Annotated in this window: 26 protein-coding genes and 1 tRNA gene; 18 read left to right on the top strand and 9 right to left on the bottom strand. The window is 37.2% G+C overall.

Going from position 1 to position 23,524, the window contains the following annotated elements; genetic code table 11:
• Positions 1-155 precede the first annotated feature (155 nt).
• Positions 156-232 (top strand) — tRNA-Ile (locus WBW42_RS17520).
• 169 nt (positions 233-401) lie between these two features.
• Here the strand turns inward: WBW42_RS17520 and WBW42_RS17515 are convergent.
• The gene (locus WBW42_RS17515) at positions 402-1,265 is read right to left on the bottom strand and encodes a heme oxygenase-like domain-containing protein (RefSeq protein ID WP_032003481.1); all 864 of its coding nucleotides are present in this window, start codon (positions 1,263-1,265) and stop codon (positions 402-404) included.
• Between the two features lie 278 nt (positions 1,266-1,543).
• Here WBW42_RS17515 and WBW42_RS17510 point away from each other — a divergent pair, with 278 nt between their 5' ends.
• The 3 genes from WBW42_RS17510 to WBW42_RS17500 all read left to right on the top strand — a co-directional run bounded on the left by WBW42_RS17510 (position 1,544) and on the right by WBW42_RS17500 (position 3,759).
• Positions 1,544-2,116 carry a TetR/AcrR family transcriptional regulator gene (locus tag WBW42_RS17510; protein ID WP_005076373.1) on the top strand — a complete coding sequence of 191 codons (573 nt, stop codon included), beginning with the start codon at positions 1,544-1,546 and terminating at the stop codon, positions 2,114-2,116.
• Positions 2,117-2,302: 186 nt separating this feature from the next.
• Positions 2,303-2,848, top strand: a complete 546-nt coding sequence (locus WBW42_RS17505) for a 1-acyl-sn-glycerol-3-phosphate acyltransferase (protein WP_017386783.1) — start codon at positions 2,303-2,305, stop codon at positions 2,846-2,848.
• A gap of 161 nt (positions 2,849-3,009) precedes the next feature.
• Positions 3,010-3,759 (top strand): YebC/PmpR family DNA-binding transcriptional regulator, encoded by a 750-nt coding sequence (locus WBW42_RS17500; RefSeq protein ID WP_002114471.1) that lies wholly within the window; start codon positions 3,010-3,012, stop codon positions 3,757-3,759.
• A 45-nt stretch (positions 3,760-3,804) separates the two neighbouring features.
• Here WBW42_RS17500 and WBW42_RS17495 read toward each other — a convergent pair whose 3' ends face one another.
• Positions 3,805-4,275 carry an Lrp/AsnC family transcriptional regulator gene (locus WBW42_RS17495; RefSeq protein WP_002050132.1) on the bottom strand — a complete coding sequence of 157 codons (471 nt, stop codon included), beginning with the start codon at positions 4,273-4,275 and terminating at the stop codon, positions 3,805-3,807.
• A 346-nt stretch (positions 4,276-4,621) separates the two neighbouring features.
• On the opposite strand from WBW42_RS17495, the gene WBW42_RS17490 reads away from it, so the two are divergent.
• The gene (locus WBW42_RS17490) at positions 4,622-5,935 is read left to right on the top strand and encodes a DcaP family trimeric outer membrane transporter (RefSeq protein WP_214285929.1); all 1,314 of its coding nucleotides are present in this window, start codon (positions 4,622-4,624) and stop codon (positions 5,933-5,935) included.
• Between the two features lie 51 nt (positions 5,936-5,986).
• Here WBW42_RS17490 and WBW42_RS17485 read toward each other — a convergent pair whose 3' ends face one another.
• The 5 genes from WBW42_RS17485 to WBW42_RS17465 all read right to left on the bottom strand — a co-directional run bounded on the left by WBW42_RS17485 (position 5,987) and on the right by WBW42_RS17465 (position 10,552).
• Positions 5,987-6,730, bottom strand: a complete 744-nt coding sequence (locus WBW42_RS17485; RefSeq protein ID WP_002114298.1) for an amino acid ABC transporter ATP-binding protein — start codon at positions 6,728-6,730, stop codon at positions 5,987-5,989.
• Between the two features lie 13 nt (positions 6,731-6,743).
• Positions 6,744-7,421, bottom strand: coding sequence for an amino acid ABC transporter permease (locus tag WBW42_RS17480; protein WP_005076376.1), 678 nt, complete (start codon positions 7,419-7,421; stop codon positions 6,744-6,746).
• A gap of 2 nt (positions 7,422-7,423) precedes the next feature.
• The gene (locus WBW42_RS17475; protein ID WP_002114400.1) at positions 7,424-8,266 is read right to left on the bottom strand and encodes an amino acid ABC transporter permease; all 843 of its coding nucleotides are present in this window, start codon (positions 8,264-8,266) and stop codon (positions 7,424-7,426) included.
• Positions 8,267-8,360: 94 nt separating this feature from the next.
• Positions 8,361-9,254 carry an amino acid ABC transporter substrate-binding protein gene (locus tag WBW42_RS17470; RefSeq protein ID WP_014206541.1) on the bottom strand — a complete coding sequence of 298 codons (894 nt, stop codon included), beginning with the start codon at positions 9,252-9,254 and terminating at the stop codon, positions 8,361-8,363.
• Positions 9,255-9,787: 533 nt separating this feature from the next.
• A complete protein-coding gene (locus WBW42_RS17465; protein WP_017386781.1) occupies positions 9,788-10,552 on the bottom strand; it encodes a glutathione S-transferase family protein in 765 nt (254 codons plus the stop codon).
• A gap of 344 nt (positions 10,553-10,896) precedes the next feature.
• On the opposite strand from WBW42_RS17465, the gene WBW42_RS17460 reads away from it, so the two are divergent.
• The 8 genes from WBW42_RS17460 (at position 10,897) to ychF (ending at position 19,379) form a co-directional block, all read left to right on the top strand.
• Positions 10,897-12,132, top strand: a complete 1,236-nt coding sequence (locus WBW42_RS17460; RefSeq protein ID WP_080776860.1) for an SfnB family sulfur acquisition oxidoreductase — start codon at positions 10,897-10,899, stop codon at positions 12,130-12,132.
• Positions 12,133-12,144: 12 nt separating this feature from the next.
• Entirely contained in the window at positions 12,145-13,368 is a 1,224-nt protein-coding gene (locus WBW42_RS17455; RefSeq protein WP_032057058.1) for an SfnB family sulfur acquisition oxidoreductase, read from the top strand.
• Complete coding sequence (locus WBW42_RS17450; RefSeq protein ID WP_032057059.1) at positions 13,368-14,780, top strand: LLM class flavin-dependent oxidoreductase; 1,413 nt, start codon at positions 13,368-13,370, stop codon at positions 14,778-14,780. The genes WBW42_RS17455 and WBW42_RS17450 overlap by 1 nt, the downstream gene beginning before the upstream one ends.
• Positions 14,781-14,794: 14 nt before the next feature.
• Positions 14,795-15,625: a MetQ/NlpA family ABC transporter substrate-binding protein gene (locus WBW42_RS17445; RefSeq protein WP_032057060.1), complete on the top strand. Its 831-nt coding sequence runs from the start codon at positions 14,795-14,797 to the stop codon at positions 15,623-15,625.
• Positions 15,626-15,638: 13 nt separating this feature from the next.
• The gene (locus tag WBW42_RS17440; protein ID WP_032057061.1) at positions 15,639-16,472 is read left to right on the top strand and encodes a MetQ/NlpA family ABC transporter substrate-binding protein; all 834 of its coding nucleotides are present in this window, start codon (positions 15,639-15,641) and stop codon (positions 16,470-16,472) included.
• Between the two features lie 5 nt (positions 16,473-16,477).
• Entirely contained in the window at positions 16,478-17,554 is a 1,077-nt protein-coding gene (locus WBW42_RS17435) for a methionine ABC transporter ATP-binding protein (protein ID WP_080776857.1), read from the top strand.
• Positions 17,535-18,194, top strand: coding sequence for a methionine ABC transporter permease (locus WBW42_RS17430; protein ID WP_005069679.1), 660 nt, complete (start codon positions 17,535-17,537; stop codon positions 18,192-18,194). Before WBW42_RS17435 ends, WBW42_RS17430 begins: the two co-directional genes overlap by 20 nt.
• Before the next feature lie 93 nt (positions 18,195-18,287).
• Entirely contained in the window at positions 18,288-19,379 is a 1,092-nt protein-coding gene (gene ychF / locus WBW42_RS17425) for a redox-regulated ATPase YchF (RefSeq protein WP_002050104.1), read from the top strand.
• A 47-nt stretch (positions 19,380-19,426) separates the two neighbouring features.
• Here the strand turns inward: ychF and WBW42_RS17420 are convergent, their stop codons facing one another.
• Positions 19,427-19,948, bottom strand: coding sequence for an Mpo1 family 2-hydroxy fatty acid dioxygenase (locus tag WBW42_RS17420; RefSeq protein WP_032057064.1), 522 nt, complete (start codon positions 19,946-19,948; stop codon positions 19,427-19,429).
• Between the two features lie 92 nt (positions 19,949-20,040).
• On the opposite strand from WBW42_RS17420, the gene WBW42_RS17415 reads away from it, so the two are divergent.
• Entirely contained in the window at positions 20,041-20,748 is a 708-nt protein-coding gene (locus tag WBW42_RS17415) for a Crp/Fnr family transcriptional regulator (RefSeq protein ID WP_032057065.1), read from the top strand.
• Between the two features lie 171 nt (positions 20,749-20,919).
• Complete coding sequence (locus WBW42_RS17410) at positions 20,920-21,207, top strand: hypothetical protein (protein WP_005069685.1); 288 nt, start codon at positions 20,920-20,922, stop codon at positions 21,205-21,207.
• 114 nt (positions 21,208-21,321) lie between these two features.
• On the opposite strand, the gene WBW42_RS17405 is transcribed toward WBW42_RS17410, so the two are convergent.
• Positions 21,322-21,792 (bottom strand): hypothetical protein, encoded by a 471-nt coding sequence (locus tag WBW42_RS17405; RefSeq protein WP_025469827.1) that lies wholly within the window; start codon positions 21,790-21,792, stop codon positions 21,322-21,324.
• Between the two features lie 121 nt (positions 21,793-21,913).
• On the opposite strand from WBW42_RS17405, the gene WBW42_RS17400 reads away from it, so the two are divergent.
• The 3 genes from WBW42_RS17400 to WBW42_RS17390 all read left to right on the top strand — a co-directional run bounded on the left by WBW42_RS17400 (position 21,914) and on the right by WBW42_RS17390 (position 23,505).
• Entirely contained in the window at positions 21,914-22,636 is a 723-nt protein-coding gene (locus WBW42_RS17400; protein ID WP_068938178.1) for an AzlC family ABC transporter permease, read from the top strand.
• Position 22,637: 1 nt separating this feature from the next.
• Positions 22,638-22,979: an L-valine transporter subunit YgaH gene (gene ygaH, locus WBW42_RS17395; protein WP_032057067.1), complete on the top strand. Its 342-nt coding sequence runs from the start codon at positions 22,638-22,640 to the stop codon at positions 22,977-22,979.
• A gap of 136 nt (positions 22,980-23,115) precedes the next feature.
• A complete protein-coding gene (locus WBW42_RS17390) occupies positions 23,116-23,505 on the top strand; it encodes a tautomerase family protein (RefSeq protein ID WP_032057069.1) in 390 nt (129 codons plus the stop codon).
• Positions 23,506-23,524 lie beyond the last annotated feature (19 nt).

Here is a 23,524-nt window from a genome sequence, read left to right as displayed (position 1 = left end):
TAGAATCACTATCGCTTGAAATATTAGCCAATATGACACAATATTTTTGGGTTTAGTTTGCGTCTACTTCAGAAAATGACTTGTGTTTAATTAAAAAATTGATTAGTATTGCACGCACTGAAAAGCATTGAGATTAAAAGCTTTTCTGACTTATAGGGCCTATAGCTCAGTTGGTTAGAGCAGCGGACTCATAATCCGTTGGTCCACAGTTCAAGTCTGTGTGGGCCCACCAAATACCGAACCTCATAAACAAAAAGTTTATGGGGTTTTTTAATATATATCCAAATAGAATATGCTTTACTCTTATAAAAAATACTCAAAATTTAAATTTATTTTATCCCTAAATTTTAGATGTTTTAAAATACACTTACGTTCCGTACTAAATATTCATCTTTCATCTATTAAGCTAAGATTTGCTTTCGCATGGGCTCAGAATTCTCTAATTGTGTATCCCAGAACTTTTCCCATAAATCACAATATTCTAAGCATAATTTTTCAATATAGTTATAGTCTTCTTCTGTACAAGCTTGCATCAAGACATACCATAAATCTTCTTCATGATCATCATCTGCTGCTTCAGCACTTTCATCCTCAGAAATACCATGTACATGATAATAACCACCACCCTCCACATCTAGACCAACTGCTTTAGTTGCTCTACGTAAAGGTGGACTATACAGAATGACTTCTTCTTCTGCGACTGCTAATAAAGCTGAAACAGCTTTATAGTCATCATAAGCATTTTCTAAAAATACCCTAACCTGATCTGCAATTTCAGTCGGATGATAAGTTAGACGATCTTGTTCTGTAATACCGAAATCATTCAATATATCTTCAAATAAGGGATAATGAGCATATTCAGGATTTCCCTGATAGTAGCCGTCTTTATCCAACCCTGGCCGAAATCCAAACTCATCAAAAATATTTAAACTCAAAAGAAAACGCGGGAACATTTTTGCACCAGCATGCAATCTCGGCTCTAATTGTTTAGTTTGAAATTGAGCCATGAGCAATGCATCAGTAAAAGTTTGCACAATTGCATGGCGATACTCTAAATGAATTTTTTTTAAATCTTCTTTATTAATTTCGCCATTATTTAAAGTATCGATTGCAGGATGATGAGATACAGGATGTTTCGCAATCTTTGCTCTTAATCGGGTTAAAAAGTTTGAATTTTTTTCCCATAGTTCAGCTGAAATGCTTTGTTTCATCCCTGTAAGCGCTTTCTTTCTAGGATTATTAAAATTCTCAAATTTCTTAGGCATATCCGCTCTCATTAAACTTATTGAAGCATGATCGATTTTTACATATTTTATTATAAAAACAATGACTTAAATTAATATTTAAATATGTTCCTTCATTGATTAATATTAGAATTAAAATCGTACGAAATCAAATAAAAAATTTAAAAAAACTCCAATTAATGATAATCATTATCACAATCTCAACTTGAATCAAAATCAGTTTTTTATTATCATAATTTGTATTAAAAATTTAATATTTTAGATTAAGTTATAATTAGTTTTAACTATATGGAATAGTAATGTCAAAAAAAGAAGATATTATAAATACTGCTTTAAATTTATTTAATCAGATTGGGTACAATGCTACTGGTGTTGACCGTATTATTGCTGAATCAAATGTTGCAAAAATGACTTTTTATAAATATTTTCCGTCAAAGGAAAATTTAATTATGGAATGCTTGCAACATCGAAATATAAATATCCAAAACTCAATCAATGAACAATTAAGTTTACATCAAGATGCTAGTCCTCTTGAGCAAATTCATATTATTTTTAATTGGTATATTGAATGGATCAATAGCGAAACATTTAATGGCTGTTTATTTAAAAAGGCATTTATTGAAGTATCTAAACAATATACTTCAATTCGTGAACCATTTTATGAATATACAAAATGGTTGACTAATCTGTTACATGAAAAACTTACTCAGTTAGGTATAGAAAACCCAACTCCCCTTGTTCATATCATTATTTCTATTATTGATGGGATGATTATTGATGGAACGACCGATAAAAACCTTATTAACCCTGAAAAAATTTGGAAATATATTGAATATTTAATTAATGAAGAGATACCACAACCAGTATCTTAATTTTAAAATTATCTAGGTTTATTACTTTCAGACGAAGTTTGAGAAAAATAAAAAAAGAACTTTTAAAATATTTTAGAACTTAGATAATCCTTAACTTTTGTGGTCTACTTTAGCTTTCATAATTTTTCTAGGCTTTTTTACAAACTCATATTAGAATCCTGAAAATTTATCAATTTGCACTGATGTATGAAAAAATTTCTAGGTAACTCTATCTTTAAAGCCGTTGGTTGGACCTACAATGTAGACCCACAAATTCTTGAGAAAAAACAAGTTATTATTGGCTTTGAACATACTTCAAATCTAGATGCAGTGCTCTCGATTGCCCTCTTCCAAATGTTAGACATCAAAATTCATACTTTAATAAAGAAAGAACTTTTCAAAGGCCCACTTAAGCCAATTTTAGAAAAATTGGGTGGCATTCCTGTTGATCGTAAAGCAAGTAAAGATATCGTTTCGCAAATGGTTGAGCAATTTCAAACCCATGAAACTTTTAACTTAGTGATTGCTCCAGAAGCTACACGTGCTAAAGATGGCTCTGAACGTAAGCCTATCCGTACAGGTTTTTGGCATATTGCAAAAGCAGCCAATGTTCCTATTGTTTTAATGTATGCCAATGCTCGAAGTAAACAAGGTGGGATTTTAGGTAAAATTTACCCGACTGATTTACAAAAAGACTTGGAAACCATTAAAGAGCTGTACGCTCAATTTGACATAGATGTAAAAATTAACTAAATCAAATTGGACTTGATTTGACCTAATCTCAATCATTAGGTCTTAAGCTTATTGTTCTTATTCAATTGGCTAACAAAACGCAGGGCAACAGTTTTCAACAAAACCAAGCCTATGCTAATATTCCAGCACTTTTGCATTTTCTTTTTTTGGAGTTCACGTCCATGGCGGGTCATTCTAAATGGGCCAATATTAAGCATCGTAAAGCTAAACAAGATGCAAGTCGCGGTAAGGTTTTTACTAAATATATTCGTGAAATTGTGACTGCTGCCAAACTTGGTGGTGGAGATCCTGCTAGCAACCCTCGTCTGCGTGCAGTAGTTGAAAAAGCTCTCTCAGTTAATATGACACGTGACACCATTAACCGTGCTATCCAACGTGGTGCTGGTGGTGAAGATAATGATGATCTAAAAGAAGTAACTTATGAAGGTTATGGTGTTGGCGGGGTTGCTGTTCTTGTTGAAACAATGACAGATAACTTAAACCGTACAGTACCAGACGTACGTCACTGTTTTAGTAAAACAAATGGTAACTTAGGAACTGCGGGTTCTGTATCTTATCTATTTACTAAACGTGGTGAGATTACTTTTGAAGATGTTTCTTTAGAAGATAAAATCATGGAAGTTGCTTTAGAAGCTGGCGCTGAAGATATTGAAGTTTCAGAAGACGAAATTTTGGTAATCACTTCACCAGAAACTTTTGGTGAAGTACAAGATGCCCTTACTGCTGCTGGTTTAAAATCTGATAACGCAGAAGTTGTGATGAGTCCATCTACAAAAGCTGAAATTACAGATGTTGACCAAGCAAAACAAATTCTTAAAATGATTGATATGTTTGAAGATCTTGACGATGTACAAAACGTTTATACTAACGTTGAATTCTCGGATGAGGTTTTGGCTCAACTTGATGCTTAAATCAAACATTTGAATCAAAGAAAACGCACCAAATGGTGCGTTTTTTTATAGTTTGTTGAGCAAGTTATAGCAATTAAACACATTATATTCTTTAATGACAAAGCTAGAATGCAAAGCAACTACATTGTCGATTTTTCCAATACGTCTTAATAAAATTTCACTGTAGTCATCCATGTTGCGTGCTACAAGCTCTAAAATAAAATCAGCACTCTGACCCGTTACCAAGAATGCATTAGTTACTTCTGGAATTGCTTCTATTTCAGACAGAAACTTATCAAATGTTTCACTATCATGTTTACTCAGTGAAACTTGCAATAAAATATGTAAAGTAAAACCAAGCTTACTAAAATTAATTTCCCTTTTGAGCTGTCCCATAATGTTGGCTTCAATCAGGTGCTTAATACGGCGATGCACAGAACTGACTGACAGATTGATCCGTTCTGAAAGTTCATTCAAATTTAAGTCTTCATGAGACAAAATTTCTAGAATTTGTTTATCAAAACGATCTAACTCCACTCTTAATCTCCAGCCAGAATTTCACAGTAAAGACAGTATAACCCTATACCATCACCTCTGCATTGAAAATACAAAGGTTTATGGACAGCAAAACTCTATTTCTTTTATAGAGTTTATTTCGATTATGCCTTTTAAACGTGCAAGTAGTGTCAGAGGCGGTTCATTTTAGAGAGTCAGTTTTATGCTTAAATCTGGTTTATCTATTCAGAATCCTTATTCTCACTACCATTTGAGGCTAAAAAGGAATTAATCATCAAAATTTGACTATTTTTTAATCTTCGCAAAGTTGGCATCATTTTTGTTATGTATTTGCAGGAAAATTTTTATCCATGTCGGGGGAGTTCCTGTGAATAAAATCAAAACACTAGTGTTAGCAATGAGTTCTTTAGGTGCAATGAGCGTGACGATGTCTGTGCATGCCGCTACAGATGCTGAAGTTAACGCCTTACGTGATGAGGTAAAGGAGTTAAAACTACTCGTTCAGAAACTATCTGATCAACAAAAAACAGCTTTAACTGTCACTGCTCCAGCAACAATTCCCGCAGTACCTGCCACCCCTACACCCCCTGCATCAAAACCAGGTTGGATGGCTATGGCCGATGGGCAAACTCAAGTCAAGCTTTATGGTAGTGTTCGCGCAGATGCAACCTATGACTTTAAAGGTTCAAATGGCAGTATTTCAAATGGTGCCAATTATCCACTGAATAAAGATGATCCAAAACAAGACTCACTCAATGTATCTGCAGCAACTTCACGAATTGGCTTAGATATTACTCGTCCAACTCAATATGGAGATTTAACAGGTAAAATTGAAGCCGATTTCATGGGTGGCAATGGAGATAATGGCAATGGTACTTTCCGTGTTCGTCATGCCTATATGTCTTTAGGAAAATGGTTAGCTGGTCAAACAACCTCACCCTTTGTAAACACAGATACATCACCAGAAACAGTAGATTTTAATGGCGCTATTGGTACAGGTACTACACGTACAGTACAGGTTCGTTACACCCAGCCAATTAATGCACAACAAAAAATATTAGTTGCCTTAGAGGGTGGCGATGTTGAAAAAGCTGGTAATGCTGCCGGTGGAAGCCGTTTTCCTGCTTTAACAGCACGATATGATTTCAAAACTACGGATAACAAAGGCCTATTACAGTTACATGGTCTTGCCCATGAAAACCGTGTAGCTCCAAAAGATAGTACTTCTGAAGAGAAATTTGGCTGGGGTGTAGGCGTTGGTGGTAAATATGATTTAACGCCTCAAGATAGCGTAGTTGCTAACTACTATCATGTTAAAGGCGATGGCCGTTATTTACTTTATAGCAATTCGGCTTATAACTATGACACAACAACACAAGATATTAATTTAGGAGAATTCGATAGCGCAGTAATTGGATATCAACGTAAATGGAGCCCTATTCTGCGTTCTACTTTTGCTGTAGGTGGTATTCAATACAAAGATGATAATGTCTATGCAAATAGCAATTTAACCAATACCAGCTATAACAAAGAAATTTATAACGCTTTAGTCAATTTAATCTGGAACCCAGTTAAAAATATTGATTTAGGAGCAGAATATACTTACGGTCAACGTGAAACTTTTGCAGTTGACAAGGGTGATTATTCACGTATCAACCTGCTAGCAAAATATAGTTTCTAAAAATTAGATATAAAAAAAGAGCCTTTAATGGCTCTTTTTTTATTAGGGTTATTAGTGCATCGCCTGAATTTTTTCTAAGAAAAGTTTAGCACGCTCATGACGAGCTTCTAAATTATCAAAGAACTCATGGGTTGGGCAATCTTCTAAAATTTTACCTTCATCCATAAAAATTAAACGGTTAGATACTCTTTTAGCAAAGCCCATTTCATGAGTAACACACATCATGGTCATGCCTTCATGTGCGAGCTGCACCATAACTTCAAGAACCTCACCGACCATTTCAGGATCAAGTGCAGAAGTCGGTTCATCAAACAACATACAGATTGGGTCCATAGACAAACCACGTGCAATCGCTACACGTTGCTGCTGACCACCCGACAACTGCCCCGGAAATTTATCTTTATGAGCAAGTAAGCCTACACGCTCTAAATATTTCAAACCTTTTGCACGAGCATCTGCAACTGAACGCTTTAACACTTTAACTTGAGCAATCGTCAAATTTTCCAAAACAGTCATGTGCGGAAAAAGCTCAAAGTGCTGAAAGACCATTCCCACTCGTGAACGGAATTTAGCAAGATCTGTTTTTGGATCTTTAAGTGAAATTCCATCAACAATAATATCACCTTGTTGAAATGGCTCTAAAGCATTTACTGTTTTGATGAGTGTTGATTTTCCCGAACCAGATGGTCCGCAAACAACAACGACATCACCTTTTTCAATACTCGTCGTGCAATCTGTTAAAACCTGAAAATCACCATACCATTTAGAGATATGTTGGATGTCTATCATTGGCATTTAAAATCTCCAATTAGCGAATGATGGCAATTTTTTGCTGTAAGCGTTTGACTAAATGCGACAGCACAAACGAGCTACAGAAATACACTACAGCGACGATTAAATAGAATGTTGCTTTTGTTTCAGGTCCATAAGTATTAGCCAATGTATCTGCACGGCCTAAAAAGTCAGGTGCACTAATCACATAAACTAAAGAGATGTCCTGAAATAGAATGATTGTTTGAGTTAACAATACTGGGAGCATATTACGGAAGGCTTGAGGTAATACCACATAGCGCATTGATTGACCGTAGGTAAAACCTAGCGCATAGCCTGCATGTACCTGACCTTTTGAAATAGACTGAATTCCAGAACGTACAATTTCCGAGAAAAAAGCTGCTTCAAAAATAGCAAAGGTCACGACACTCGAAAATAATGGTCCCCAATAGGTATCAGATTGAAACTCAAATATTTTCGGCAACAAAAAGTAGAAGATAAAGATCACCTGAATCAGTGGAATACCACGAAACAGATCAACATAAAATTTTGCAAAATTACTTGCGATGGCACTGCTAGATAAACGCATCATTGCCAATGGGGTTCCAATTAGGATACCGCCCATCATTGCTAATACCGTTACGGTAAGCGTAAAAATGAAACCTTCTTTGAGTGCCGCGATCACATCAGGGTTTTGTAATAAAGAAAAATCCATGATTACTTCCCTCCTGAACCTAAGCCAGGTACAGCCATTCGTTTCTCAATCCATGCCATCACAAACTTAATGCTATAAGTGATAATCAAATAAACAGGTGTAGAGAGAATAAGAATGATAATGTCCTGAGAAGTTTCTTCACGCATGGTTTTCGTGTAAGCAAAGAAATTCAACACACTCAACGCATATAAAACAGCTGAATTTTTAAAAACGTTCATTGCTTCAGATGTAATCGTTGGCCATACGGTACGATATGCAACCGGTAAAATGACATAACGATAGCTTTGTGCAGTAGTAAAACCCATAGCGGAAGCTGCGAACTTCTGTCCACGAGAAACGGTATTAATTCCGGCACGTATGTGCTCAGATACACGGGCAGCCGTGTAGAGACCTAATGCAAAAACACCAATAACCGCAGGTTGCTGATTTAAAATATTTTTCCACCAACCACCAGCAACTACATCCCCACTACCTGCACTTAAGCTGTCCGGTAAAAACTCGGGAAAAACAAAAGCCCAGAAGAATAGTTGCACAATAAGTGGAATATTACGGAAAATTTCAACGTAACAATTGCCGATAAATGCGAGAGGTTTGTTGGGTAATGTACGAATTACCCCTAGGAGAGAACCTAATAAAAATGCGATAAGAAAGGCTATAATAGCTGTCCAAACCATAGTGAACACGCCTGAACCTAACATTTGTAACCATGTGGGTGCCTCAGCATAAGCATTGTAGCTTGAGCTACCAATAGCTTTACAAACTGATTCTGCCCATGCGGCTTTATCGACACCATATTCATTAGACTCCGCACAGAATATAGTCCAGTTTAGCGAGCCGACTGACATGTTTGCCCCTTAAATTAATATCTTTAGAAAATAGACCACTTGTGCAAATGAATCTTTACACTTACACAAGTAAATTTAGGACAAAAAGATCCAGTTAGATTCCTGCATCTGTTGGGTTAGCTTTTAATTTCTTATAAGATGAACTTTGTTGCATGTTCAAATTCGTGTTTTTTGGTGGAATTGGAGATAAGAACCACTTCTTATATAAAGCGTCCATTTTACCAGTTTTCCATAAGTTATTTACAGTACGGTCTGCAATCGCTTTAAATTTTGGATCATCTTTAGCAAGCATAATTCCATAAGGTTCAGATGAAAGTACCGGACCTACAATTGCGAAAGCTTTAGGTGTAGAAGACTTAGCAATCAAGCCTGCTAAAATATTATCATCCATTACAAATGCAGCAGCACGGCCAGATGCCATCATGGCAAAAGAGTCAGCATGATCTTTACCATAAATATTTTGAACATTAACTGCCTGACCTTTTTCATTCATCTTGATGTATTTGTCAGATGTAGTGCCTTGAGTAGTAACAACTGCTTTACCATTTAAGTCCGCCAAACTTTTAATACCAGAGTTTGCTTTAACAGCCATGCGCACTTCTGTTGCATAGTAGTTAGTTGAGAAACCGACTTGTTGCTGACGTTGTTTAGAGTTTGTAGTGGTACCACATTCCATATCGATATTGCCTGCCAAAAGCTCAGGAATACGTGTTGATGAAGTTACTGCCTTGTACTCAACTTTTAAGCCAGGCATTTTCAATTCTTTTTTAATGTCATTTGCAAACTGGTTACAGATATCGACTGCATAACCTACTGGTTTACCTGCAACAACATATGAAATTGGATCTGAGGATTCTCGATGACCAATTACGATTTTTCCGGTACTTTTAATTTTAGCTAATGTATCTGCTGCTTGAATTTGAGAAGTAGCGCCAACCGTACAAAGCATAACTGTTGAAATAATGAGAGAGGTTGCAGAACGTTTCATAAGAACTCCTTGATGATCATTCTCTCTATTTATCTATAGAATCATTCATATAGAGCAATAGAGTGATTTTTTATTAAATTGCAATTATCGAGCCAACTTTTCCAAGTCGGACCCATCCATTTGCTTCACTTATTCTATTCAATCTGTTTTGCAGAATTAATACCTTTAAAACTGCTCACATGTTTCTACTTTAATCTATGTTTTAATCTTCTGTCTATTATTAAGCTCATCTATTTACACTTAAATGTGGCAATTATTGATTACATTGTAAACACATGCACAATAAAGTGGCTTAACTTTGGCTAAAAATAGTATTTAGAAAAATTGTATTTTCCAAAAAATCATAAAAATTAAAGTTATTAGTCATTTAGATAAAATGGAATTTATATTGTGAAAAGTAATTTTGGCATCAAAATAATATAAACAAATGGCTTAATAAAAATCATTTAGAAAATTGATAGTAATATCTACATTAATAAAATAACTAGCAAAGATAAAAATAAGCCCCGATTTTCTCAGGGCATTTTATAATTTTAAATTCCGCGCCAATCTACTCGCGCATTACGCTCAGTTTGATATATTCTTAAAACATACTGACCTAGAGGTAAATCGAGTAAATTTTGTTGATAGTTATTCCATTCTTCCGAAACACCTTCAGCCTCTTCCCGCTCCCACGGCGTACCCTTTATTTCTAATAAAGGAGCAAGCATAGAACATACAGAAATATCAGCAAGACTTAAGCGATCGCCTACCATATAACGTGCCTGATTTTCGATTAAGCAGTTATTTAGTTCATTTATGAGTTCATCCATGCGCTCTTTTGACTGGTTGACTAGCTCTTCTTCAAGTTTATAGTTCTTCTTTACCAGTGTTTTGAGGAATGGCTTCGATATTTTTTCAAACTGACGTAAATAACCTTGTTCACCCATCATAATTTCTAAAGCATGGTCTCCTTGCGCCAACGTATGAGCTAGAGCCCAACGACGGACATGAATACCCAGCTCATCAGCCAAGCTATCTATTTTTAATGTTTGCTGTCTTAATTGTTCATCACGACGTAACAGTGAATGCTCTGGATAAGTATCATCCAGATAAAGTGCAATTTTAGTCGACTCAGCGATCCATTGATGATCATCTTTCAAAATAGGCAGTAAATTTTGGCCTGTTTTGAGTTGTGCAAAAGCACGATGAAAGCCTGGAATTAAGTTATGAGCCACATAATCAAGTTCTTTATGGTCTAACAACCAGCGAGCTTTTTCACAATAATGGGACAAAGGAAACTGATACAAAACCCGCATAAAATCTCCACGTTTATTTTTATTTGACTATTTGTACAAAAATGGTCGTCGGTAAGTAGATACTTTAGAAGCTATTTTTAGTTAAAACAATGGATATTGTGCTCATTTTTCACTGACACTTAAGTCTATTTTTTTATATCTTTTTTTACCGTACTTATTGCTCGTTTTCATATTAAAACCAATTCTATTATTATTTTTCCGCATAACAATCTTAAACCATTGTTTTTTATAATCTTTCAATATCTCTATTTTTTCATTAAAAAGCAAAAAAAGTGCTTTGCATTTTTATTCATAAGCTGAGCATAAGTCCTCGTTTAGTGGAAAAATATTTCTTTTGTAAGGTAATGACAGTAATACAAGGTGTCATTATGTCTAATTCTCTATCTAAAACGACGGCATACGTCCAAATCATTCAAAATGATCAACAAGCCATTAATGCTGCTTATCAAGTGGCTGATTATGCTTTAGAGGGTCGTAATACACGTGATCAACAACGCTTACTACCGCATGAGCAAATAGAAAGCTTTAGTCAAAAAGGCCTAGGTGGTATTCGCATTGCAAAAAAATACGGTGGTGCTTTTGTTTCCAATAAAACTTTGGCTCAAGTTTTCCGTATTTTGAGTAAAGGTGATGCGAATGTTGGTCAGATTCCACAAAATCAGATTAGCCTGTTAAACCTGATCGAAATCATGGGCACAGAACAACAAAAACAATTCATCTTTTCAGAAATATTAGCAGGTAAACGTCTTGCCAACGGTGGACCAGAACGTAATACCCATGATTCAAAAACATTAAAAAGCAATCTTACTGTTGAGAACGGCAAATATATTTTAAACGGCGAAAAGTTTTATTCTACAGGTACGAGCTTTGCGCATTGGCTCGCGATTAAAGCAATTCATCCTGAAGGTCATGTGGTTTTAGTCATTGTTAACCGAGATGCTCAAGGCATTGAAGTCATTAATGACTGGAATGGATTTGGTCAACGTACTACCGCGAGCGGTACAGTTAAATTAAATCATGTTGAAGTTAATCCTGAACTTATTTTTGATGAACGATTATTGACGCAAAACCCAACCTATCGCGGTGCCTATTCACAGTTATTACAAGTTGCCATTGATGTAGGCATCGCTGAAGCCGCATTTGAAGATACTTTATCAACCATACATAAAGCACGTCCAATTATTGATGCAAAGGTTGAAAAAGCCAGCTTTGAACATTACACACTGCAAGAAGTAGGTAAGTTAAATATTTTGCTGGACGCTGCAATTTTACTGCTTGATGAAGCTGCTGAGTATTTAGATGAACTTGATCAACTTCAAACGGTGACTGATGAACAAGTAGCTAAAGCTTCAATTTTGGTTGCTGAAGCGAAAGTCTACGCCAATGATGCGGCTCTACAAATTTCAGAAAAACTACTAGAGCTAGGCGGTAGTCGTTCAAGCTTAAGCCAACATAATTTAGATCAACATTGGCGAAATGCCCGTGTACATACCTTACACGACCCTGTTCGCTGGAAATTACATGCCATTGGCAATTATTACCTTAATGGTCATTTCCCTGCCCGCCATGCTTGGATTTAAGGAGAAATTGTCATGACTTCATATCAATCGATTCAAACCAAACAAACATCGGCATCTGGTCAAGCGCACATTATTCAAAATGATGCTGAAGCATTAGAAGTTGCCAAAGAGTTTGCTGAGCAATTTAAAAAAACCGCAGTTGAGCGAGACGCTAAACGAATTTTACCGTATACCGAAATCGATGCTTTGAGCCAATCTGGTCTTTGGGCAATTACAGTACCTAAGCAATATGGCGGTGCCGAAGTTTCAAGCCATACAGTTGCTAAAGTGATTGCACTTTTAAGCGGTGCCGATGGTTCAATCGGACAAATTCCTCAAAATCATTTTTATGCTTTAGAAGTATTGCGCAATACAGGCACAGAAGCTCAAAAACAACGTTTATATGGCGAAGTTTTAAATGGCACTCGCTTTGGTAATGCACTTGCTGAGTTTAAAACTAAAACTTCAACCCATAAACAAACTAACATTCGTCCGCATGAAAATGGATATCTCATTCAGGGTGAAAAGTTTTACTGCACAGGAAGTTTATTTGCTCACCGTATTCCAACCTTAGTTTTAGATGATGCCGGCCGAGAGTATTTAGCCTTTGTAAAAAGTGGTTCACAAGGTTTAAAACTTGTTGATGACTGGTCTGGCTTTGGGCAGAAAACCACAGGTAGCGGCACTGTTAAATTTGATCAGGTTTTTGTCGATGCAGATGATGTTATTCCTTTCGATACTGCATTTTTACAACCAACCTTAGTGGGCCCTTTTGCGCAAATTATGCATGCATCAATTGAGGTAGGCATTGCACGTGGAGCCTTTGAAGAAAGCTTGCAAAGAGTGCATCAAGCGCGCCCATGGATTGATTCAAATGTAGAAACGGCCAACCAAGATCCTTTAACGATTTATGAATTAGGACGCATTGCCGTAGATGTACGGGCAAGTGAAGTGTTATTAAAACAAGCTGCGCAATCAATCGATGCCGCAAAAATTGAGACCACACCTGAAACTATTGCTAAAGCATCCATTGATGTGGCTAAAGTGCGTGCTCATAGTACAGATATCGCACTCAAAGCATCGTCTAAGCTGATTGAACTTGCTGGTAGCCGTGGTAGTCAGTCTCAAGATGGCCTAGACCGTTTCTGGCGTAATGCGCGTGTACATACGTTGCATGATGCCGCACGATGGAAATATTACTTTATTGGGAACTACGTTCTTAACGGTGTGCTTCCACCTCGTCGGGGGACATTGTAATGGCAGATTTCAAAGCAAAAGAGATTTTATTAAACGCCTTTGACATGAATTGTGTTGGGCATATCAATCATGGCTTATGGACACATCCACGTGATGAATCACATCGCTTTAATGAACTGAGCTATTGGACAGAACAAGCTAAGACCTTAGAAAGTGGTTTATTTGACGGCTTGTTTATAGCCGATATTACTGGTGTCTATGACGTCTATCAAAACGGTATTGATCTGACTTTAAAAGAGTCCATTCAGCTTCCGAGCCATGACCCATCTACACTTATTTCAGCTATGGCAGCAGTTACTCAAAACTTAAGTTTTGGGGTCACTGTGAACTTAAGCTATGAACATCCATATCAGTTTGCACGCCGCTTTGCGAGTCTCGACCATTTAACTCAAGGTCGTATTGGCTGGAATATCGTGACAGGTTATCTAGATAGTGCGGAACGCTTAATTGGTCAAAAAGGTTTAAAAGACCACGATGCTCGCTATGAACAAGCTGAAGAATTTTTAGAGCTTTGCTATAAATATTGGGAAGGTTCATGGGAAAACGACGCCGTTAAAAAAGATAAAGTACAGCGTGTTTTTACAGATCCATCTAAAGTTCACACCATTCACCACCACGGAAAATATTACCAAAGTGAAGGTGTATTTCAGGTGTCTCCTTCTGTGCAACGCACTCCAACACTGTTTCAAGCAGGTGCTTCACCCAAAGGTATGCAGTTTGCGACTCGTCATGCTGAGTGTGTATTTATTGGCGGCGACAAACCCGAAAAAATACGCGAACAAGTGAAAAAGATTCGTGCTCTTGCAGAACAGCAAGGCCGTTCAGCGGATGATATTAAAGTCTTTGTCGGTATAACCGTTGTTGTTGCCGAAACACATGATCTAGCCGTACAGAAACTGAATGAATATCGTCAATATGCAAGTCCTGAAGCAGGCTTAGCACATTATGCGAGTTCAACTGGTATCGACTTAAGTAAATTTGCCGACGATGAAGCGATTCCTTACCAAAAAAGTAACAGTATTGTTTCGATTACCGAAAAATTTAAAGAGCAACAAATCACGAAAAATGACTTAAAAGCTCAGCATGTTTTAGGTGGTCGTTATCCCCTCATTGTGGGCAGTGGCGAAGAAGTTGCTGAATACTTAATTCATCTTTTAGATGAGACTGATATTGATGGCTTTAATTTAACACGTACAGTTGCACCAGAGTCTCACCACGACTTTATTCGCTTGGTCATTCCTGAGCTACAACAACGTGGTCGCTATAAAACTGCATATAAAGCGGGTTCACTACGGAACAAAATTTTTAGTCGGGGTGATCAATTACCAAAACAGCACCCTGTTCAAGCGTTCCGATGTAGTCCCTATAACAACAGCAAAAACTTAACAACAATTGAAGAAATAACCGCTTAAATTTGGAGATAGACATGGCTCAAACAGCCTCTAAAAAATGGCTAGGCATCGGCTTAGTCGTTGTAGTCCTTGTTGTTGCTTTATTCTTTTGGAATAAACATCGTCAAAGTGGCTCAAATGAACTTGTGATTGGTATTAGCCCACCATTTGCAAAAACTTTACAAGCTGCTGCCGATGAAGCAAAGAAACAGGGTTTAAATGTAAAACTGGTCGAATTTTCTGACTGGAATACACCAAACATTACTTTAAATCATGGGGATATTGATGCGAACTTTTTCCAGCACCAACCTTTCTTAGACAATGCAATTAAAGAAACAGGCTTTAAATTAAAGGCATTTGCAGCGGGTGCAGCATCACATGTGGGACTTTATTCAAAGAAATATAAAAGCCTTGATGAATTGCCACAAAACGCACGTGTAGTCATTCCAAATGATCCAGTCAATCAAGGTCGTGCCCTGCTACTCTTACAGCAAGCTAAATTAATTACGCTTAAAGATTCAAATAATCATTTATCTGCACTCAAAGATGTAGTTTCAAATCCTAAAAATTTACAATTTGTAGAAGTTGAAGGACCACAAACTGCTCGTGCAATTGATGATGTTGACTTGGCTTTTGGCTATCCGCATTACCTACGCTTAGCAAAAACAGCTGACCCTGAAAGTGCGCTTTTACTTGATGACAATACCAATAAACGTTATGCAATTTTGTTTGTAGTGCGTGATGACTATCAAGATAAGGGCGACAAATTAAAGAAATTTGTTGAGATCTATCAAAACTCGCCAAAAGTTAAAGCTGTGTTAGATGCTGAGATTGGGCCAACACTTTGGTTCCCTGGCTGGAAGTAATAACGGAAAGATTATGGCGATTCAGTTCAAACAGCATAAGCCTTGGTTACTCGGAATTACGATTTTGATCGTAATTCTGGGCCTCGTCGGTTACCGTTATATTAAAAATAAACAAGCCGATGATGTTTTAACGATTGGCATTAGCCCGCCTTATGCTGAGCTATTACAAAGCGTTGCCAATGAAGTAGAAAAGCAAGGCGTTCATGTCAAACTCGTTGAATTTTCTGATTGGAGAGCACCCAATGTTGCCGTACAAAATGGTGATATTGATGCGAACTTTTTCCAGCAAAGCGTATTTCTACGTAATGCTGTTAAAGAAACGGGCTATGACCTACATGCATTTGGTGTGGGTTCAGGAAGTCATGTCGGTTTATATTCAAAAAAATATAAATCACTTGAAGAATTACCTTCAAAAGCACGTGTAGCTATTCCAAACGATTCGGTCAATTTAGCCCGTGCTTTAATTTTATTGCACCGTGCAGGTTTAATTCAGCTTAAAGACATTAATAATGAGCTTTCAACCACTCAAGACATTATTGCTAATCCTAAACAGCTGAGCTTTGTTGAAGTTGAAGGCCCACAGACAGCACATGCATATAACGATGTCGATTTAATTTTCGGCTTCCCTCACTACTTAAAAATGGCAAAAGTAACCGACCCACATAGCGCATTATTTTTAGATCCAATCGATAAAAAATATGCAATTTTGTTTGTGACCCGTCGCGATTACCAAGATAAAAACCAAAAACTTGCATCCTTTGTTAAAGCATTCCAGAACTCAAAACAAGCACAAGATATTCTGGATAAAGACTTTGGCCAAGGTATGTGGTTTCAAGGCTGGAAATAAGGAGAATGACAATGGTGAGTTTTGGATCACAAGTTGATTTTTCTCTACCTCATATCAAAATTCGTGGTTTAAATAAGTTTTACCAATCGCAGGGTCAAAAACTGCATGCGTTAAAGGAAATTAACCTTGATGTTCCCCAAGGTAAGATTTTAGGCATTATTGGTAAAAGTGGTGCTGGAAAATCTTCCCTACTCCGCACTTTAAATGGCTTAGAACAAGTTAATACAGGCAGCATTCATATTCATCAACAAAACATTGCTGAATTGAGTCATGCCGAGCTTATTCAAACTCGCCAACGAATTGGAATGATTTTTCAACATTTCAATTTAATGTCTGCAAAAACGGTCTGGGAAAATGTGGCATTGCCTTTAAAAGTTTCCAATTACAACAAAGCAGATATCGACCAACGTGTAAATGAAGTTTTGGCACTCGTAGGTCTTGCAGATAAGTCTGGCTACTACCCATCGCAACTTTCAGGCGGACAAAAGCAACGTGTCGGTATTGCACGTGCACTTGTTCACCACCCAGAAATTTTACTTTGTGATGAAGCCACCTCGGCACTTGACCCTGAAAGTACCGCCACTATTTTGGCTTTACTTAAAAAGATTAATCAGGAACTGGGTCTAACGATTGTACTCATCACTCATGAAATGCAGGTCATTCGAGAAATTTGTGATCAAGTGGTGGTGATTGATCAAGGTGAAATCGTAGAGGCTGGGCAAGTCTGGTCTGTATTTTCACGACCAGAGCAAGAAATTACTCAGGAATTGTTGAACCTTGAGCAGATCACTCTGCCTTTTAAAATCAATCCTCTACCCGATGAAGATTCGACTCATATTATTGTAAAACTGAAATATGAGGCTGAAGCACATCAGGTTCCGGATATTCAAGAACTACTAGCTAGATTTAAAGCACCTGTCAATTTATATCAAAGTCAGGTCGATACCATTCAAGGGCATATTATTGGTTCACTTTTAGTCGGTATTCCTAACGTAGAAATTGATCTTTCATCTATACGACAAGACGCATTAACTGCAATTGCACAATTTGAGGTACTTGGCTATGCACGACCAGCTCATTGATTTATTAATTACTGGAACTGTAGATACCTTACTCATGGTAGGTGCATCTGCGTTTATTGCTTTTTTAATTGGCTTACCGATTGCTGTTGTTTTAGTCAGCACTTCTGAGCACGGCATTCACCCGTCACAAAAGATTAATCAAGCTTTAGGTTGGGTCATCAACATTACTCGCTCTGTACCCTTTCTTATTTTAATGGTTGCGCTTATTCCACTTACTCGCTGGATCGTAGGCACAAGTTATGGGGTTTGGGCGGCGGTTGTTCCGCTGACTATTGCTGCAATTCCCTTCTTTGCTCGTATTGCGGAAGTCAGCTTACGCGAAGTCGACCAAGGCTTAATTGAAGCTGCACAGGCCATGGGTTGTAACCGTAAACAAATTATCTGGCATGTACTTTTACCAGAGGCTTTGCCAGGTATTGTGGCGGGTTTTACCGTGACTATTGTGACTATGATTAACTCTTCTGCGATTGCTGGTGCTATTGGTGCAGGTGGCCTAGGGGACATTGCTTATCGTTATGGCTATCAACGTTTTGATATGCAAATTATGTTGGCTGTAATTTTAGTGCTCATTGTTTTAGTCATGTTGGTACAAGCGACTGGCGATGCATTAGCCCAGCAACTTGATAAACGTAAAGTTTAAACGCAATACAACCCTGCTCTAGCCATGACTTTGTCATGGCTTTCATGTAAAATCAGCCACAATTTTTAATTTACACATTTGTGAGTGGTTTTCATGGGTTTTAATTGCGGTATTGTTGGTCTGCCAAACGTAGGGAAATCTACCCTTTTCAATGCATTAACGAAAGCAGCGATTGCAGCGGAAAACTTCCCTTTCTGTACCATTGAACCAAACACAGGTATTGTTCCTGTACCAGATCCACGTTTAGACAAACTTGCTGCGATTGTTAAACCACAGCGTATTTTGCCAACTACAATGGAATTTGTGGACATTGCAGGTCTTGTTGCTGGTGCATCAAAAGGTGAAGGCTTAGGTAACCAATTCCTTGCTAACATTCGTGAAACTGATGCAATTGCACATGTTGTACGTTGTTTCGAAGATGAAAACGTAATTCACGTAAATGGTAAAATTGATCCGTTAGACGACATCGCAACTATCAATACTGAACTTGCACTTGCCGATCTTGAAACCGTAGCTAAAGCAATTTTACGTTTAACTAAAGTTGCTAAAGGCGGTGATAAAGAAGCTGTAGCAACTAAAGCAGTTTTAGAAAAAATCCAACCGTTACTTGACGAAGGTAAACCAGCTCGTGCAGCTGATTTATCTGATGACGAACGTAAATTAGTTCGTGGTTTTGGTTTAATGACTTTAAAACCAACGATGTATATTGCAAACGTTGCAGAAGACGGTTTTGAAAACAACCCACACTTAGAAGCAGTTAAAAAACTTGCTGCTGAGGAAAACGCAATTGTTGTGCCGCTTTGCAACCAAATCGAAGCTGAAATTTCATTATTAGAAGATGAAGATCGTGCTGAGTTTTTAGAAGCAATGGGCATGGAAGAACCAGGTTTAAATGTGGTTATTCGTGCAGGTTATGCGCTTTTAGGTTTACAGACTTATTTCACTGCTGGTGTACAAGAAGTTCGTGCGTGGACAGTAAAAGTTGGCGCAACCGCTCCTCAAGCCGCTGGTGTGATTCATACCGACTTCGAAAAAGGCTTCATCCGTGCTGAAGTTGTTGCATATGATGACTTCGTACAATACAACGGTGAAAACGGCGCTAAAGAAGCTGGTAAATGGCGTTTAGAAGGTAAAACTTACGTTGTTCAAGACGGCGATGTAATGCACTTCCGTTTTAACGTTTAAGTTAAAGCTTAAGAAAAAGCCCCAATATGTTGGGGCTTTTTTTATTATTAATGACTAAGATCCATCGCCTCTCGTTTACTACGCGCCTCTTGTAAAATACGCGCATGCAAAAGCTTTCTAAAACCTAGCATAAATATAAATTCTGCCAATACAAATAACGGCCCTATCGCAAGTCCAATCACATCATCAACAAAAGCAGGTTTTTTCTTTTCAAAATAATGCCCCACAAACTGAAAGACCCAACCGACAACAAAGAAGCCAATACTTACTGCTAACCATTCTCCTAAAGACAATTGAGCAATTTGGCTCGCTAGTGGATACACAGCAGCTAAAATAATCAGCATGAGTAAACCAAATACTTTATCTAGAAATAAATAATAAATTGAGCTCATTGCAATCAATACTATGGCTAAAGTCAGTTTAAAACTACCAATATCGACTCCAGCTCTTGCGGTTAAACACAAAATTGAAAACACGATGAGCGGAATACCGATAAAGTGCGTCAAAATATTTTTATGATTTAAGTGGTAAGCCGCATATTTGCTAAGCTCTTGCTCCAGATTTGACATGAGTTATTCCCTATTCACTTACATATAGTCATACTGTACATATAAGGAAAACGTAAAGTTGTCAGCTATTTGACAAAGTAATGAATTTTTTCATGGATGACCGAATTTTGGACCTAATTTATATTAACCGACTAAAAGAAAACACATGGTTTAGTGTGCTTCCGGAAACATTCCAAAATTTTATTTTAGAACATGGCAAGCAAATCACCTTTGAAAAAAATAGCTATGTTTTCCATGCTCAAGATCTATTTAATGGCATTTATACCGTACTTGAAGGCTCGATTAGCTTGGGTTATGTCGATGTAAATGGTAATGAAGCTCTTTCTGCTATTGCTGAGCCAATCATGTGGTTTGGTGAAATATCATTGATTGATCATGAACCGCGCTCACACGATGCGATTGCATTGAAAAAAAGTATAGTTCTGCATATTCCTGCAAAACCATTAAATGATCTACTCAAGGACAATCCATATTATTGGTATTTTTTCGCACGTTTAACAAGCCAAAAACTCAGGTACGTTTTCTTAGAACAGATTGCTATCCAAACACGTAGTATTTCTCAAAGGCTTGCTCAGCGTCTTCTATTCATTTTAGAAGGATATGGGAATCATATTCTTATTCAAGATCATCACATCCATATTTCTCAAGAACAATTGGCAAATATGCTGACCACATCTAGACAGACGATCAATCATGAACTGAGCCTGCTCGAAAAACAGAAAATCATTAAAATTGCTTTTAGAAAAATTGAGATTCTAGATATTGAGAAATTGAAAGTAGTTGCTAAAGCACAATTCTAATTTTTTAAAAGCGGCTAAATAATAAAAACTTAAAATTAAATTAAAAAATTAGATAACACTGCAAATCAAAACATTGTTCAAACTCTATTTCCACAAAATAAATGTGTTAAAGCAGATATTTTCACCCTACACTCAAGCTGAGCAATAATACTCAACAAGGCACTGATTAACATGAAAAAATTATCAACAATTCTTACAGCAGGCGTATTGGCTATGTTAAGTGTTTCGGCATTTGCATGTCCAAAAGGGACTCAACTACAAGGCGGTACAGGACCAAATCACAAAGGTGGAAAATGTGTAGCGGTACATGGAAAAGCTACCGCTCAAAAAGCCAAGAAAGAGGTAACTAAAACTAAACAGGATGTTAAAAAAGACTTAAGCACTCAAAAACATGATGCAATGACCAGCGCGACTCATGCTCAACATGAATCACAGCAAATGACTCATCAAATGAAATAAGATGCTGTGAAGACTGCAAACACCGCTAAAGCTGCCACAAAACCGTAATTCACATTATTGTTTAAAAGCAAAAAAAGCGAGATTGATCATCTCGCTTTTTTACATTCATTAGTTTTATTTTGGCGAAGTATTTCCAAGATTCGGCGTATCGATCGCATCCTTACATTGAGCCTTATCTCGCTCATAGTCCGCTTGTTTTTGGGCAACTGAACTATTGTTTTCTAGTGTTTCGCGTGCCCATATATCTAAACTTGTCAGGGCCTTACGGCAGAGTGCATATTTCCCTTCTGTCACCGAATCCGTCATTTTTACATTAATGCGCCAGTCTGTACTTAATTGGCGTAAAGGTTTACGAACTTTGTCATCAATTTGGCTGAGTTGTTTTTCATAAACTAAATGCTCAACCGTGTTAATCAATGTCCATGCTTTTTGAGCATAAACAGTTGCATCATTGGTTAGTTTCGGTGCTGGCTTAATTTCTACTTTTTTTTCTGCACCCTGATTACCATTATCACAGCCCTGCAATGTAAAAATACCTGCACTTATCATGGCGATATAAACTAAACGAATCTTTGCCTTGAACATATCAAACTGCCGATTAAACATTTCGGCACTATGCTATTAAATTCGGCTACAATACTCAATCTTTCAAGTATTTTTATCATTTGGTTTATTGCCAAGGTGTATTGTGTCCGAACAACAATTGATGCCTGCCCAAACAGCAACTTTTTGGCAAGGCGCCAAAGATAGCCAAGCTATCGTACTCACCTATTTACCCGTTTCTTTTGCCTTTGGCGTTTCTGCATCTCAGTTTGGTTTTACACCATGGGAAGCTTTTTTTCTATCTTGTTCAATGTATGCTGGCGCTAGCCAATTTTTGGTTGTCGCTCTTTTGGCTAGCGGTTCATCCATCTGGCTAACAGCATTAACAGTCATTGCACTAGATATTCGCCATGTCCTGTATGGACCTGCTCTATACAACCTGATTCCAAACAAATTAAATCTTAAGAAAACGGCAGTATGGGCTTGGGGCTTAACGGATGAAGTTTTTGCCAGTGGAATGATCCAACTTTCACAGCGCAGACAACAATGGACCGAGTCTTGGATGCTTGGCTTAAGCCTATTTAGTTGGATGGCTTGGGCAAGTGGCTCTTTGTTAGGTGGATTATTTGCCGATCAAGTTGCTCATTTACCAAAGTTTTTACAAGCAGCTTTAGACTTCTTATTACCTGCTTTATTTTTAAGTTTTTTATTAGCGGCATTTGAACGAAAGCATAGCCTTGTTGTTGCTGTATCTTTAGTAGTTTCAGCTTTGGCCTGTTATTGGATTAACTTATCAGCTGCTATTTTTATTGGTATTTTTTCAGGCATTTTAGCTGGTCTATTTAAATATTATGTGCTGAAACAACATGATGAGGTTGAGGCTTAATATGAACCTAGAAATTATTCTGGTCGGCATTATCGTGGGCATAGCCAATTTTGCTTCACGCTTTGGACCTTTTTTCGTAATACAAAAACTACAGGGCAACCAACAAAGACGGGGCTCAATCTGGATCAAAATTGCTTTAGGAAGTATTGGAATATCTGCAATTAGCGCCATGCTTGTGGTTGCCACTCTTCCACCACTTCTTGAAAATCCAGACAAAAGCCTAGCTATGCTTATCGGTTTTTTAGTTTTAGCAGGTCTTTATTTTAAATTTAAGAAAATCGTACCAGCAACTTTAACTGCCGCAATTGTTTATGGTCTGATCTATACTTATTTACCTTTATAAATAGATAAACTTATCTTTCTTATATAAAATAAAATCTGGCCAGAAGTGTTTAAGATTGAAACTTCAGGCCTGAAAAATCTAATTTTTGAATTTGAATTGATTAAAAAGATAACCTTAGCTACTTATAGAGATAAAAATGTCACAAGTTAAAATTTATGCAAATGAACAAACCATTATGCATTACCGAGAATTACTTTCTCATGCAATCCATCAGGCGCTTATTGAAGAATTGAAATATCCTGTTGAGAAAAGATTTCAACGTTTTATTAGCCTTAAATCAGGAAATTTCATTTACCCTTCTGACAGAAGCCAGCATTACATTATTATTGAACTTTCAATGTTTGCAGGCCGCAGTGCAGCCACTAAAAAGCAGCTTATCCAAACCTTATTCCGTAATATTCAAGAACAATGTAGAATTTCTCCACAAGACATTGAAATTACTATTTTTGAAACACCTAAAGAAAATTGGGGCATCCGTGGTAAAAATGCTGATGAGTTGCTTTTAAACTATCAGGTTAATGTCTAAAAAACACTTTTTTAATTGT

Source organism: Acinetobacter sp. LT1 (genome assembly GCF_059800965.1).
Note: the sequence above shows the minus strand (reverse complement) of the source record. Positions and strands in the feature narration are given on the sequence as shown.

Excerpts from the sequence above, each read along its gene's own strand:
- WBW42_RS17515 (WP_032003481.1), bottom strand. The coding sequence starts at position 1,265 with ATGCCTAAGAAATTTGAGAATTTTAATAATCCTAGAAAGAAAGCGCTT.
- WBW42_RS17510 (WP_005076373.1), top strand. The coding sequence starts at position 1,544 with ATGTCAAAAAAAGAAGATATTATAAATACTGCTTTAAATTTATTTAAT.
- WBW42_RS17505 (WP_017386783.1), top strand. The coding sequence starts at position 2,303 with ATGAAAAAATTTCTAGGTAACTCTATCTTTAAAGCCGTTGGTTGGACC.
- WBW42_RS17500 (WP_002114471.1), top strand. The coding sequence starts at position 3,010 with ATGGCGGGTCATTCTAAATGGGCCAATATTAAGCATCGTAAAGCTAAA.
- WBW42_RS17485 (WP_002114298.1), bottom strand. The coding sequence starts at position 6,730 with ATGCCAATGATAGACATCCAACATATCTCTAAATGGTATGGTGATTTT.
- WBW42_RS17480 (WP_005076376.1), bottom strand. The coding sequence starts at position 7,421 with ATGGATTTTTCTTTATTACAAAACCCTGATGTGATCGCGGCACTCAAA.
- WBW42_RS17475 (WP_002114400.1), bottom strand. The coding sequence starts at position 8,266 with ATGTCAGTCGGCTCGCTAAACTGGACTATATTCTGTGCGGAGTCTAAT.
- WBW42_RS17470 (WP_014206541.1), bottom strand. The coding sequence starts at position 9,254 with ATGAAACGTTCTGCAACCTCTCTCATTATTTCAACAGTTATGCTTTGT.
- WBW42_RS17465 (WP_017386781.1), bottom strand. The coding sequence starts at position 10,552 with ATGCGGGTTTTGTATCAGTTTCCTTTGTCCCATTATTGTGAAAAAGCT.
- WBW42_RS17460 (WP_080776860.1), top strand. The coding sequence starts at position 10,897 with ATGACAGTAATACAAGGTGTCATTATGTCTAATTCTCTATCTAAAACG.
- WBW42_RS17455 (WP_032057058.1), top strand. The coding sequence starts at position 12,145 with ATGACTTCATATCAATCGATTCAAACCAAACAAACATCGGCATCTGGT.
- WBW42_RS17450 (WP_032057059.1), top strand. The coding sequence starts at position 13,368 with ATGGCAGATTTCAAAGCAAAAGAGATTTTATTAAACGCCTTTGACATG.
- WBW42_RS17445 (WP_032057060.1), top strand. The coding sequence starts at position 14,795 with ATGGCTCAAACAGCCTCTAAAAAATGGCTAGGCATCGGCTTAGTCGTT.
- WBW42_RS17440 (WP_032057061.1), top strand. The coding sequence starts at position 15,639 with ATGGCGATTCAGTTCAAACAGCATAAGCCTTGGTTACTCGGAATTACG.
- WBW42_RS17435 (WP_080776857.1), top strand. The coding sequence starts at position 16,478 with ATGACAATGGTGAGTTTTGGATCACAAGTTGATTTTTCTCTACCTCAT.
- WBW42_RS17430 (WP_005069679.1), top strand. The coding sequence starts at position 17,535 with ATGCACGACCAGCTCATTGATTTATTAATTACTGGAACTGTAGATACC.
- ychF (WP_002050104.1), top strand. The coding sequence starts at position 18,288 with ATGGGTTTTAATTGCGGTATTGTTGGTCTGCCAAACGTAGGGAAATCT.
- WBW42_RS17420 (WP_032057064.1), bottom strand. The coding sequence starts at position 19,948 with ATGTCAAATCTGGAGCAAGAGCTTAGCAAATATGCGGCTTACCACTTA.
- WBW42_RS17415 (WP_032057065.1), top strand. The coding sequence starts at position 20,041 with ATGGATGACCGAATTTTGGACCTAATTTATATTAACCGACTAAAAGAA.
- WBW42_RS17410 (WP_005069685.1), top strand. The coding sequence starts at position 20,920 with ATGAAAAAATTATCAACAATTCTTACAGCAGGCGTATTGGCTATGTTA.
- WBW42_RS17405 (WP_025469827.1), bottom strand. The coding sequence starts at position 21,792 with ATGTTCAAGGCAAAGATTCGTTTAGTTTATATCGCCATGATAAGTGCA.
- WBW42_RS17400 (WP_068938178.1), top strand. The coding sequence starts at position 21,914 with ATGCCTGCCCAAACAGCAACTTTTTGGCAAGGCGCCAAAGATAGCCAA.
- ygaH (WP_032057067.1), top strand. The coding sequence starts at position 22,638 with ATGAACCTAGAAATTATTCTGGTCGGCATTATCGTGGGCATAGCCAAT.
- WBW42_RS17390 (WP_032057069.1), top strand. The coding sequence starts at position 23,116 with ATGTCACAAGTTAAAATTTATGCAAATGAACAAACCATTATGCATTAC.